The sequence below is a fragment of the Methylomonas sp. EFPC1 genome, from assembly GCF_016925515.1.
Taxonomy (GTDB): Bacteria; Pseudomonadota; Gammaproteobacteria; order Methylococcales; family Methylomonadaceae; genus Methylomonas; species Methylomonas defluvii.
Genome location: NZ_CP070494.1, coordinates 4,484,597 through 4,497,738 on the forward strand (window position 1 = coordinate 4,484,597; position 13,142 = coordinate 4,497,738).

Sequence of the window (13,142 nt, forward strand, 5' to 3'; positions counted from 1 at the left end):
CATCACCCTTTTTTTATTGCCCAGAATTCCAATTCCAATCCCGGAAAATTACCCCCAATATGAAACGCAAAACCGCCGGAATCCATCATCTTCTTCCAGTACGGGCTTTGCTTATCCAATTCGAAATAAGAGCATCCGGCGTGATACGGCAATTGCCTTGGCGCCACGGGCAAAGGATGAATTGAAATACCGGGCAGGGCAGCAGTGACCAATTGCGTGATCTCTTCCACCGGGCCAATTTTCACCTGCGGTGGGAAATGCGTGCGCAACATCTCCGAAGATACTTGCGCACTGGCAGCCAATACGTAGATTGCCTGCTCCAATAATTTCACATCGGGGCGACCCGAGTAATAAACCGACTGGCTATGTTTGGTTAACGGAATTTGAATCGCATTTTGTTCAAGCACCATGCTTAACAGGCGCCGTAGCTCATCAATTAACGGGATAAAGCAAATACGCAAGTCGTCATGCCTATATTCGGGCAACACTGCGGGTCGCTTATTTTGACGGTAGAAGGTTGCTAGATCTCCCATCAACTGCAGGCATAAGGAAAACAAAGTTTCCGGATGTAGCAGCGCATCCCCCGCCAAATGTGCCAGCAAGGGTTCGTAACGATTGATGGTTTGCAGCAACATAAAGTCTGCAACCTCTGCGACGCCTGCACCTTGAGACGTTCCCGCCACGCGGGCTGCCAACGCCTCCCCTCTGGTATGCAACAGACCTTGCAACTCCCGGACGAAGCCGTTCAAAATATTACTGGCTGAAGACTGCAGCACCACGGGAATGTATTTCTCATCCAGTACGACTGTTTTGTCGGCGCGCACTTCAACGATATTGGCGACCCCTAAGCACAGATAGCCTGATCTTTCTTGGTTGCCAAGCATAAGTCTTGGACGAATACTGCCTATTTGCACGGGATAACGAGCGTCGTACCCCGCGTTGTTGTCTCTGACATCCCTATGAGTGATGCGGTATCTCGCCAATCCATCGGGGTTATTGTCGCTATCAACTTCAACAGAGTCAGGACGACTCAACGGCAATGCTAAATACACTACTTCATTGGCGATGTCTTCAGAGACATCAAGTGGTAGCGGCAGTTCGTCCTCGTTTGGCAAATGGAATGGGGTACCATCCTGGAAAATCCCTCTAGCAGCTGCCAGAGTGATTTTTCCTATCGCCAATTGTCCTGCATCTAGTTTTAGCGACGAAAATCCCCAATCATAAGCCCTGATTCCATAGCAACGACCATCAATACGACTTTCAAGATAACGATCATGTTGTTGAAAGTGCTGAGGTCTAAGGAACATGCCTTCTGACCAAACAATCCGGTTATTGATTGACATACTCTATTCGGTACCGTTTATTATTTATTAACAATGACTTATGAAATTTTCGCTACCAATTCAATTGAGTTGCAAACTTTCACCGCCTCGCAAATAGACGCATCTGCTTTTCATAAGCTTCAGCGAACTCTTCTCCAAAAAATCCTTCAATTGCTTGCGTTTTCAGTTCCGGATATTTTTCGCAAAAAAGCTCCCAACATTTGGCTTTTCGCTGAAAAACAATCCCTTCGCCCAACACCTTTTCGAAAGTGTCTGGGTCGAAACGATGCAAAATCTCCCCTAGTGCAGCCTGAATACCTGCCGTCATCGCCAATTGATGAAACTTAACATCCCTAAACGCTTCAGTTACCGCATCATTTGAATTTATAAACGCTGGATTATTCGGTGCGAGCATCAGCTTCAGCACGCTTTCCACATCTGGGTTGAATTTTAGCGGGTTATTGTCAAATGAGCGGATTGTGGTGACGGAAACTCGAAATTCACTTTTCATTTCCGCGCGTGCGCGTAGAACGTCCATCAAGCCTTCGATCAAATTTCGGAATAACACTCCGGTCGCTTTCATCGCTTCCGGCCACTGCTCTTCCGTCAAAAACGATTGATCTTTTATTCCCGCACCATCCAGAAACATCTTCATGAGCGTCGCATCACCCGATTTAGACCTGACAAATGGCTCCGTATTGGGTGCTAGCGTAATCTCTACACTGGCTTGCGAAGCCGCCTGCCCATCTTCACGCTCAATATTAGGCGTATTTTGGAATACGTCTTTAGAATCTAACGCTATGCTCGAAGGAATAGGCTCGGATAAATTTATTGCTTCCAAACTCGGGAACTCTAACCCGGAAGACTCGCTGAGTGGTGCATCCAACGCACCTAAGGAATCTAAGCCTTTTAAGAATTCGGCAATATCTTTACCATCTCTCTGGGGAGGTAGCACCTCGGGCGCGGTAAAGCTATCGTGAAAAGGGGAAGCAGGAGGACGCTCTCCGAAGGGAGAACTCGCTACGTTGTGCGGAATCGAGAAATTCAGAGGTTCGTTGACTATTGACTGTTGATCATTTTGAAACGGTTGGGCAAATGGTGAAGGCGAAATACTCTCGACGCTAATGGGTGAAGCTGGTGATATTTCGGCTGATGGCAGTTCTACAATAATCTCATATTCTCCGATCCGCAAAATTTCACTATCTAATAACCTTGCTTGTGCATCGTTTATATTCAGTCCGGCATTTGATAAATATGTACCATTTTTACTTGTGTCTTTTATTAAGTAACCACCGTCCTCATAAATGATTTCAGCATGGTGGCCTGATACAAAGTTTTCCCCATCAGGCAATACCAAGGTATTTCCTGCTTTTCTGCCTATTGTTCCGCCTAACTGACCGAATTCGGCACTCAATTCAGTAGATAGTGGTAAACCTTTATAAGAAAGTACTTTTAAGATAATTGGCACGATTGTCGTCCTACCGTTAACATTAGTTAAATAGCTTAGCAACTTACGTCAGCATTTATCTAAAAACTTAGTCATTTTATAGCAGTATAAACTTATCAATTGACGCGATTCTCAATCAGAAGAACAGTCATCGCAAATTGTTAGCTGTCGAAATTATAGTTATGTGATGAACGGAAAACTCCTGCTTTTGTAGCTTCTAAAATATGTCGCCTTTCAAACGAGGAATTCAAACTCAATCCGCCGACTTTGCCACTTTAATCTCACTGTAGGAACGCATTTCTATACAAAGAGATTCCTGTCGTTACTTAATATCCCGGCGAGTTGAGCCGGGATATTACTGGATCAGATTATCTTATGAGCTTGAGAGCTCCCAAACATCAAAGTAAGTAATTTACAGTTCTGTAAGATTAAGGATAACAACGGCGGTGACGCATTAAGCTAGCGGCAGTTTCGGTAACGTTTCGGGCCATTAGTTACCTTTCTGATGTCGTCGCTTTGGGAGTCTCTGATTAATTCGTAACATCGAATTTCAGCGTAAATTAAATCAATGATGGGCACCAAGTTGTCTTGCAAAACCGAAGTAATCAGAGGTTCTTTGCAACATAAACTCCTTTTTATTTCATTTTTTCCTGAATATACCAACAACCCTCCTAAGACTCGCCTTGCTCATATTTGGGTTTGCATTTCACTTTTGAGTAATAACCAAAATAGCTTTCGTTAATACGTCATCCTATTTTGTATTTTTTAACTTTTCCTCTCCGCCAGTCACTAAACCAGACATACATTCGACTACGCTTTCGACATAATTTGAATGTGCTTCTGCAAGCTCTTTGGCTGCACCGAAACTTTCTCGTAATTCGATTAATGTTTTTTGTGGATCCGTTGACTTATTAATATCCAACATTTTCGCGTAATTTTTATATGCTTTACGCCTTTCAGGATCTAATATGAATAACCCAGGCATAGCATTCGACGAAGTATCGACGACACATTTTGTCATTAATTCCGGCTCAATTCCGTAGTCCTTAATATCTTTATCTTGCTTCATCTGTTCCAATACTACGGACTGATATTCTTCTTTTTCCGAGCAACCGCTCAGCACTAAAACCCCCAAAATTACTAGCACTTTTTTCATTTTTAACATTTTCCTGCGGTTTCCGAGCATATTACCTAAAAAAAACCCCCGCTATCTTTCAATAGCGAGGGCTTTCAATTTCTTCCTAAGTATTTCGACTTAGAACACTTTCACTATTAGATGAAAGTTGGGATCAGAGGAGCATCAACTGTTACCAATTGACGGTTACCTTTTTCATCCCAGAAGAACAACAGACCTGCGAAACGGCTGTCTGGATCGTAGATCAAGTCAGCTAAACGATATACTTCCCATGCAGCGTCAGAAGCAGTAACTTCGATTGTGCGTGTTTCGCCTGGAGCCAGAGGGCTGTTATCGCTAACAGTTAAACCTTCTTCAGCCAGCAAATCGTCTGGGTAAGCTGTATCATCTTCATGAACAGCTGGATCCAAGAAACGTACACCTGCAGTGTTGAACTCGCCCAAACGTACAGCTGAGTCGCCGTTGTTTGTGATGGTCAAGGTCATTTGCATTGCACGACCTGGTACACGGTATGTAGCGTCATCAACTTTAACTGAAACGTTAGCTTCAGGCATTTGATAAGTTTTCATGCCGCGCAACAAACCAGCTTGCAAAGGAGTTGTTACAGGGTATTTTTCGTTGGTTGCACCCATAGAAGCAGCAACGATTACCATCGTACCGACAGCGAAGATCATACCAACTTTTTTGTCGCCGGCTGAGATCAGAGAATCTGCTTTACCCGTGCTAACAGCGATATGACGTGGAACGAACAATGGACGTTTGATCCAGAACAACAACCATGCGAACGCGATAGCAAACCATACTGCGTGCCAGAAATAAACGTTGTCCAGAGCATAGTTTTCCAAGTTGATTGTTTGACCAGTCAAAGTAGTAACTGGGTTAACAAACTCGCTCATAGAACCAGTAATGGTTACCCATTTACCTGGACCGATGATAGGACCACCGCCTTGTACGTTCATCATAGAGTGAACGTGCCAGTCACCTGGACGACGAGCTTTCAACAGAACTTTAAACTCATAAACTTCGCCCAATTCCAGAGACACTGAACGAGGAACCAATTGACCGCCGATCCAAGAACCTGCACGGATAAATACAGGACCAGGAATACCAACGTTCAAAAATGAAACTTCTGGTTTATCAACAGTTTCCGGCCAGCCTGCGAATACCAGGAATTTACCGGAAATTGTCATAGTTTCATTAACAGGCACTTCTTCTTTTGACCAGTTCAGGTCAAACCAGTGAATCGTCCGCATACGCATGAACGCAGCCTGTGATTTTTCACCGTGAGCAGATGCTGTTGGAGCATAGAACATCGCTGCTGTCATTGCGACCAACAGTGCGACAAAGGACAGTTTTGCAACTTTGTCTTTTATTATTTTCATATTTCCTCCTCTATCACTAGAGAATTTTAATTAAGACTTTCTGGTAGCTATCTAGAACCACCAGGTTCATTTTCTTACTATTCTTCTAATTAAGACGCGTCGTCAGCGATGAAGTCGGTTTTAGCGAACCATCTGCCGAAGAAGTGCCACAAGAAGTAAATAATGATAGAAACGAATCCAGAGAAGAACGCTGATACTGGAGCAACGTCTTTACCGAAAGTTCTTAATGTACCTTTCTCTACCATACGGATGTACTCAGGTGTACCGGTACGAACATAGTGGTAACCTTGCAAGTCAGCCAAAGTCATCATCATGCCGTTGTACTCTACAGGCACGTGCAATGGAGCGATAACAGGCCAGTTACCTGGGTAGAACAACAAGCCGTAAGCCAAACCACCTAATACAGCAGTCAGAGTCATGCTGTTACCCAACATCAGGATAACATCAAGAACGATAGCGCCTGGCAGCAGGTTAGATGGGAAGCAGATGTTAACTGGGAAGTATGTCCAACCCCAGAAGTTCATGTAACGGTTAATCCACTCACCAACCATCAGAGCAACAACAGAAATTGTAGCACCGATTGGCAAACGGTATCTCCACCACAAGCAAGCTTGAACAGCCGCAGGGAATGTAATAGAAACGATAGGAGCCACAGTTACCCATAGACGTCTATCTTTCCAGTCGGTCCAGAAATCCCAGTCACCGCCAGTCAACATATAGTGAATGTGATAACCGCCCAGAACCGCTGTGAACAGTGTAAAAAGAATCATCCAGTCGAACGTACGGGAAACTTGTACCGCTTCCGCACGTGAACGTACAGCTGATTGAGATGCGCTCATTAGCTTACCTCCTAAAGAATTAAAATTATATTTTTTTCACTTCTCTTTATCCTACCGCCACTTAAACAAAGCAGCGGCAGGAAAGGAGATAGTATTTTTACTTTTAAAGATAAGCTATTAAGCCAAATCTTTTTTCAGCAATTTTGCAATTGCCATTACTTCGGTGTTCACAACACCCATGATTGCAAGAGCAGCCCAACCAAAGAATACGAAACCGTAGTGCAATGGAGCAACGAACAACTCTTCCATAAACCAGAATGTGTGACCCCACTCATTCAAACCTACGTTAGGCAGAATCATGAATGGACCGATAACCGCAATCAGATACATCAAGTGCAGACCTTCATGGTAGGTAGGCAGTCTGGTTTTTGCATACATGAAAGCAGCTGAACCAGTGATGATGTAGATTGGGTATGACAGGTAGAACTCGATGATGTGACTTGGAGTAAAGTCAGTGTCACGAACGATAGTTTGGTGCCATGTACCGTCTTGCTCTGTGAAGTAAGAAGCGCCCCAATAGATCGCCCAACCGTAGCAAACCAACCATGTCCAGTGTGTGAAGTGACGACGCAATTCTTCACGTGGAGTGATTGACATGACTTTACGGTCACGAGTTTTCCAGATATAGCCATTGATACCAGCAAACAACAGTACTTCGATAACGATCTCGATATACAGCATGTTCATCCAGTATGTTTCAAACTCTGGAGCAAATGAGTCTAAGCCAGCTGACCAGCCGTAAACACCTTCGTACCAACGAATGAAAGAATAAAAAACCAAGTACAGGGTGATACCTGCCCACAGGTTTTTTTGATTTAAAAGCGGTGCTTCCGCAGCATCAGCCTTAACTGATTCAGTTGTAGCAGCCATTTCTACCTCCTAAAAGATTATCTAAATCCCCGATCGAATCGGGAGTTCTTTGTTTTTCCATGTTATTAGCCTTCATTTCGAAGACACCCCGGTCCCTTGAGGTGCGTGGCAGTCTACCACTTGCCAAATCCTTGTCAAGATAAATTAAGCTAATTTAGCTGAGTGCGTGCTGTCACCCATTTGCAATTTTACTGTTAACAAAACTCGAACACCTATTTAAGCGACGTTTCGATAAAACTCCCGTTCGAATTCAATTAGGATAGATAGGTTACCAAATACTGTGCATGTGATAAGTCGCAGCCTAATTGATTGGATCCAAACTCCGCCATCTATCGCCTCGCATTTTTTCTTACCCTCCACTTGTGTTTCAGGCACCAAAAAAACATCTAGCTCAAAACGTAGCGATCCAGTAAAAATTCACACCCGAGTAGCTTGATAAACCTTCCCTTTGCGAAACGCAATGAAACAGAATGACGGCATTATGATGCTGTATTCAAGCTGCAATTAGTGAAGACGATTCAGGAGCAACGACTGAACGGTGACCCAGATTTGCCTGGACCTCTAGCAGAATGAGAAGATAGGGGGGCGATGGGGCAAGCAGGTGTAAGCCGAGCAATCGGGCCAACCACGAATCAGCAATTGCGGACGGATAATAAATTACTAAAATAGATCTCGGCTTCTTATGCATTGTAGCGGCCGCCGACAGCAAGAATAGCCTACCACTGTAAGATGTTGCACAGCGCGACAACTACCAATCACGCCGAGACTATCCGAGACGCAACCGACTATATCGTCAATTTCTAGAACAACCAGACTTGCATTCGTTATCGGATTAACTGCTCCCTTAGCGCCTCTCAGAAAAAAGGCGCCCGAAGGATCAAAGTTATATCCTCACATTGGATCTAACCTGAGCTTTTGAAAAAATCAGTTTCAAAAATTGCTCAAAGGCGAGCTAGTAACGGGATTGCGCTTGGCGTGATGCTCCCAAAGAGTCTGTTGGATGGATTCCGGAATGTCGAGTTGATCGCGGATGCGCTTGTACGGCCGTTGCGGGGCGTAGTATTTTTATTGATTTTGGTGCCGTCGTGGCGTTTTTCTCTGTAGTGGTTGAAGACAGGGTGTCGAGGGTGGTCGGTAAGATAGCAAACCGAGTGATGATTGAGAAATTCAGAACCGTTGCTCGAGTCCGGGTATCGCAATCGAAGCCCTTCAACGGGAACAGTTACAAACCGGATCTACTCTAGAACGCCCTGAGAACTCTTATTCCAAGTGCCCTTACTTCGGTCCAGCCAGCTAAAAACCCAGTCATGGCTAAGGTCCAGACGAAATCCCAGGCCACCAAATTGCCGCAGTGAGCAACCGTACCGACCTCTACTAAGCTTGGCGGAGCTTCGTCTAAATGATGATTGCGAATGGGATTTTGAGCGGTTAACAGCTAGCCAGGCTTGGTTCCGGACAAACCCTTGGGATATAGGACGCGCAAAGGATTGAGTACCCCCCAGGACCGCCGTCTTCAAGCTCCTGCCGCACGGTTGACGCTGTTGATCCCGATGCACTTCAACGGCCCTGGCAACACCTCGGCTTGATATTTTCGCTTGGGTCCAGGCCGTTTGGCTGGCGAAGCGGCTGGTTTGGCATTTCGATTCAGTAAATGAACGCCGCGAAACCGTGGAAACGAAACATTATCAATCGCAGGCTGAATAGCCCCCAGAAGCCGCAGACCGGGCGGGTTTTCGCAGCAAAATGGAAAAAACCTGCATGGCATTGCGACACCACTTCAAGTCATGCGACAGTGAACATCCTACCTCGCGCTGGGTCGGAACGAGGTGACGTGGACGAAATCGGAGCGCTGAAGGCATAAACGGTCGCGTCATTTTTGCCGATTTTTCTAACAAGATGCCTGAAAAAATCTGTCGGCAAAATAGCGATTCTCCTGTAGCGTTTCCTTTAATTGGCGCACAGAACCAAGACTGCAGACCTATAGCTTTGCGGTCACGCTCGCCAGCATATTATTAAGCTCGCCTTTATTAAACAGATCGATAACGATGTCGCAGCCGCCGATTAATTCGCCGTTGATATACAGTTGGGGATAGGTAGGCCAGTGCGAGTATTCTTTTAAGGCTTCACGGACTTCAGGGTCTTCGAAGATATTGATGTGGGCATAATCCGCATTGCAAGCCTGCAAGACTTGCACCACCCGGCTGGAAAATCCACACTGAGGGAAGTCCGGGGTGCCTTTCATGTACAAGACCACAGGATGGCTGGCTAATTGGGCTTGGATTCTGTCTATTGCACTCATGCGTTTTCTCGCTAAACATTGATGAGAGGGGATTCTAACAACCCCGTCCGCAAAAGAGAAGAGAGCGGCAGTGGGGTGATTTGGGGTCAAAAAAAAAGCCCTGCTATGGGTAAGCAGGGCTTTTGGTTTAAGAGCTTGGCGATGACCTACTTTCACATGGCAACCTGCCACACTATCATCGGCGCTAAGCGGTTTCACTTCCGAGTTCGGGATGGGATCGGGTGGTTCACGCTTGCTATGTTCACCAAGCAAACTGGTTTGGCTGTTTTGCAGCCGTCATGCACAGGTTTGAAGCGTATTCGCTTCCCGGCATTTGCCGTTTACCTGTTTTCATGGAAATCTGTATCGAGCTTATCGTTCTCAGTTGGTTATCAGCTTGTCATCTGACCTGACCCAAACGCATTGGGTGTTATATGGTCAAGCCTCACGGGCAATTAGTACACGTTAGCTACGCCCATTACTGGACTTCCACACCGTGCCTATCAACGTCGTAGTCTCCGACGGCCCTTCAGGGGACTTAAAGTCCCAGTGAGATCTCATCTTGGGAGGGGCTTCCCGCTTAGATGCTTTCAGCGGTTATCCTGTCCGAACGTGGCTACCCGGCAATGCCATTGGCATGACAACCGGAACACCAGAGGTTCGTCCACTTCGGTCCTCTCGTACTAGAAGCAGCTTCCCTCAAATCTCAAACGCCCACGGCAGATAGGGACCGAACTGTCTCACGACGTTCTGAACCCAGCTCGCGTACCACTTTAAATGGCGAACAGCCATACCCTTGGGACCTGCTTCAGCCCCAGGATGTGATGAGCCGACATCGAGGTGCCAAACACCGCCGTCGATATGAACTCTTGGGCGGTATCAGCCTGTTATCCCCGGCGTACCTTTTATCCGTTGAGCGATGGCCCTTCCATACAGAACCACCGGATCACTAAGACCTACTTTCGTACCTGCTCGACTTGTCCGTCTCGCAGTCAAGCACCCTTATGCCTTTGCACTCATTGCCTGATTTCCGACCAGGCTGAGGGTACCTTCGTGCTCCTCCGTTACTCTTTAGGAGGAGACCGCCCCAGTCAAACTACCCACCAGACACTGTCCCTAATCCAGATAATGGATCGAGGTTAGAACTCCAAACATACCAGGGTGGTATTTCAAGGTTGGCTCCACGAGAACTGGCGTTCCCGCTTCAAAGCCTCCCACCTATCCTACACAAGTAGGTTCAAAGTCCAGTGTCAAGCTATAGTAAAGGTGCACGGGGTCTTTCCGTCTAGCCGCGGGTACACTGCATCTTCACAGCGATTTCAATTTCACTGAGTCCCAGGTGGAGACAGTGTGGCCATCGTTACGCCATTCGTGCAGGTCGGAACTTACCCGACAAGGAATTTCGCTACCTTAGGACCGTTATAGTTACGGCCGCCGTTTACTGGGGCTTCGATCAAGAGCTTCTCCGAAGATAACCCCATCAATTAACCTTCCAGCACCGGGCAGGCGTCACACCCTATACGTCCACTTTCGTGTTTGCAGAGTGCTATGTTTTTGCTAAACAGTCGCAGCCACCGATTTTTTGCAACCCCCTTCCGCTCCAGTCGCGAGGACCTTCACGTAATGAGGGCATACCTTCTCCCGAAGTTACGGTATCATTTTGCCTAGTTCCTTCACCTGGGTTCTCTCAAGCGCCTTAGAATTTTCATCCCACCCACCTGTGTCGGTTTAGGGTACGGCCACTAGTAACCTGAAGCTTAGAGGTTTTTCCTGGAAGCAGGGCATCTATCACTTCGCTGTTCTTTCGAACCGCTCGTCATCACGTCTCGGCATAGAGCACCCCGGATTTGCCTAAGATGCATGCCTACCTGCTTAAACGGCCACTTCCAACCGACCGCTGATATAGCCTTCTCCGTCACCCCATCGCAGTTACTACTGGTACAGGAATATTAACCTGTTTTCCATCGACTACGCTTTTCAGCCTCGCCTTAGGTGCCGACTAACCCTGCGTCGATTAACGTTGCGCAGGAAACCTTGGGTTTTCGGCGAGGGGGTTTTTCACCCCCTTTATCGTTACTTATGTCAGCATTCGCACTTCCGATACCTCCAGCCGACTTCTCAATCGACCTTCGCAGGCGTACGGAACGCTCCTCTACCACTCACACTTACGTGTAAATCCGTAGCTTCGGTACTATGCTTAGCCCCGGTAAATCTTCCGCGCAGACCGACTCGACCAGTGAGCTATTACGCTTTCTTTAAAGGATGGCTGCTTCTAAGCCAACCTCCTGGCTGTCTGTGCCTTTCCACATCGTTTCCCACTGAGCATAGATTTGGGGACCTTAGCTGACGGTCTGGGCTGTTTCCCTTTTCACGACGGACCTTATCACCCGCCGTGTGTCTCCCGTGCTGGCACTTGCTGGTATTCGGAGTTTGCATCGGGTTGGTAAGTCGGGATGACCCCCTAGCCGAAACAGTGCTCTACCCCCAGCAGTGATACACGAGGCGCTACCTAAATAGCTTTCGAGGAGAACCAGCTATCTCCGAGCTTGATTAGCCTTTCACTCCGATCCACAGCTCATCCCCGTCTTTTTCAACAGACGTGGGTTCGGCCCTCCAGTTAGTATTACCCAACCTTCAGCCTGGCCATGGATAGATCGCCCGGTTTCGGGTCTACACCTTGCGACTAAACGCCCTATTAAGACTCGCTTTCGCTACGCCTCCCCTATTCGGTTAAGCTTGCCACAAAATGTAAGTCGCTGACCCATTATACAAAAGGTACGCAGTCACCCCACGAAGGGGCTCCCACTGCTTGTACGCATACGGTTTCAGGTTCTATTTCACTCCGCTCTCCGCGGTTCTTTTCGCCTTTCCCTCACGGTACTAGTTCACTATCGGTCAGTAAGGAGTATTTAGCCTTGGAGGATGGTCCCCCCATATTCAGTCAAAGTTTCACGTGCTCCGACCTACTCGATTTCACTAGAAAAAGGTTTTCGTGTACGGGGCTATCACCCTGTATCGCCGGACTTTCCAGACCGTTCCACTAACCTTATCCTAGCTTAAGGGCTAGTCCCCGTTCGCTCGCCACTACTTAGGGAATCTCGGTTGATTTCTTTTCCTCCGGGTACTTAGATGTTTCAGTTCTCCGGGTTCGCTTCAGTGAGCTATGTATTCACTCAAAGATGACGCGCTTATGCGCGCCGGGTTTCCCCATTCGGACATCTCTGGATCACAGCCGGTTTGCAGGCTCCCCAAAGCTTTTCGCATGCTACAACGTCCTTCATCGCCTCTTACTGCCTAGGCATTCACCGTATGCGCTTATTCACTTGACCATATAACCCGAATACGTCTGCTTTTACTTAGCCTTGGAAGTTAATCCTGAGCTTTGCTAGGCTTTCTATTTAAGTTATTTGTCAGCTGACATTTTCGCTGATTTTTTCTGCTTGAGAACGACATGCTGTTTGTTTTCTGCCTTTCCCTTTCGAGAACGACGTCATTCAAACCGCAACTCGTTTTAGTGTTGATCATTGCTGATCATTACTATAGTTACAGATTTCCATATTGTTAAAGAGCTATCGGTACGAATACCAATGCTATAAAGTCTTTATCTGTTGCCGCCGATAAAACTGTATAGCGTTGATGTTCACCCACTATTTTTCTTACGTTTGACGAACTGGTTGACCCTCAGCGTTCAGCATGATGGTGGAGCCAGGGAGGATCGAACTCCCGACCTCCTGCGTGCAAGGCAGGCGCTCTCCCAGCTGAGCTATGGCCCCTAAAGCAGACTAAAGACCAAGACTCAAGCCGAAACGTGACTAGACACAGCGCCAGTTATTCTAACCAGGCGTGTGGTCTGATTGTGTTTCGCCTTA

7 protein-coding genes, 1 tRNA gene and 2 rRNA genes are annotated in these 13,142 nt (G+C 46.9%); all 10 read right to left on the minus strand.

What is annotated here, in order from left to right:
• Nucleotides 1-2: 2 nt before the first annotated feature.
• The 10 genes from tssK to JWZ98_RS20720 all read right to left on the minus strand — a co-directional run bounded on the left by tssK (nucleotide 3) and on the right by JWZ98_RS20720 (nucleotide 13,046).
• Nucleotides 3-1,343: a type VI secretion system baseplate subunit TssK gene (gene tssK, locus JWZ98_RS20675; RefSeq protein WP_205451576.1), complete on the minus strand. Its 1,341-nt coding sequence runs from the start codon at nucleotides 1,341-1,343 to the stop codon at nucleotides 3-5.
• A 79-nt stretch (nucleotides 1,344-1,422) separates the two neighbouring features.
• Nucleotides 1,423-2,790 carry a type VI secretion system-associated FHA domain protein TagH gene (gene tagH, locus JWZ98_RS20680; RefSeq protein WP_205451577.1) on the minus strand — a complete coding sequence of 456 codons (1,368 nt, stop codon included), beginning with the start codon at nucleotides 2,788-2,790 and terminating at the stop codon, nucleotides 1,423-1,425.
• 730 nt (nucleotides 2,791-3,520) lie between these two features.
• Complete coding sequence (locus JWZ98_RS20685; RefSeq protein ID WP_033159243.1) at nucleotides 3,521-3,925, minus strand: hypothetical protein; 405 nt, start codon at nucleotides 3,923-3,925, stop codon at nucleotides 3,521-3,523.
• Between the two features lie 116 nt (nucleotides 3,926-4,041).
• Entirely contained in the window at nucleotides 4,042-5,286 is a 1,245-nt protein-coding gene (gene amoB / locus JWZ98_RS20690) for a bacterial ammonia monooxygenase, subunit AmoB (RefSeq protein ID WP_033159226.1), read from the minus strand.
• A gap of 89 nt (nucleotides 5,287-5,375) precedes the next feature.
• Entirely contained in the window at nucleotides 5,376-6,125 is a 750-nt protein-coding gene (gene amoA / locus JWZ98_RS20695; RefSeq protein WP_192392144.1) for a bacterial ammonia monooxygenase, subunit AmoA, read from the minus strand.
• Between the two features lie 117 nt (nucleotides 6,126-6,242).
• Nucleotides 6,243-6,995: a bacterial ammonia monooxygenase, subunit AmoC gene (gene amoC, locus JWZ98_RS20700; RefSeq protein ID WP_036280014.1), complete on the minus strand. Its 753-nt coding sequence runs from the start codon at nucleotides 6,993-6,995 to the stop codon at nucleotides 6,243-6,245.
• Between the two features lie 1,978 nt (nucleotides 6,996-8,973).
• On the minus strand, nucleotides 8,974-9,294 hold the full coding sequence (grxD, locus tag JWZ98_RS20705) for a Grx4 family monothiol glutaredoxin (protein WP_171697299.1): 321 nt from the start codon (nucleotides 9,292-9,294) through the stop codon (nucleotides 8,974-8,976).
• 133 nt (nucleotides 9,295-9,427) lie between these two features.
• Nucleotides 9,428-9,543 (minus strand): 5S ribosomal RNA (gene rrf, locus JWZ98_RS20710).
• Nucleotides 9,544-9,707: 164 nt separating this feature from the next.
• Nucleotides 9,708-12,602, minus strand: a 23S ribosomal RNA gene (locus tag JWZ98_RS20715).
• 368 nt (nucleotides 12,603-12,970) lie between these two features.
• Nucleotides 12,971-13,046, minus strand: a tRNA-Ala gene (locus tag JWZ98_RS20720).
• Between the last annotated feature and the right edge of the window lie 96 nt (nucleotides 13,047-13,142).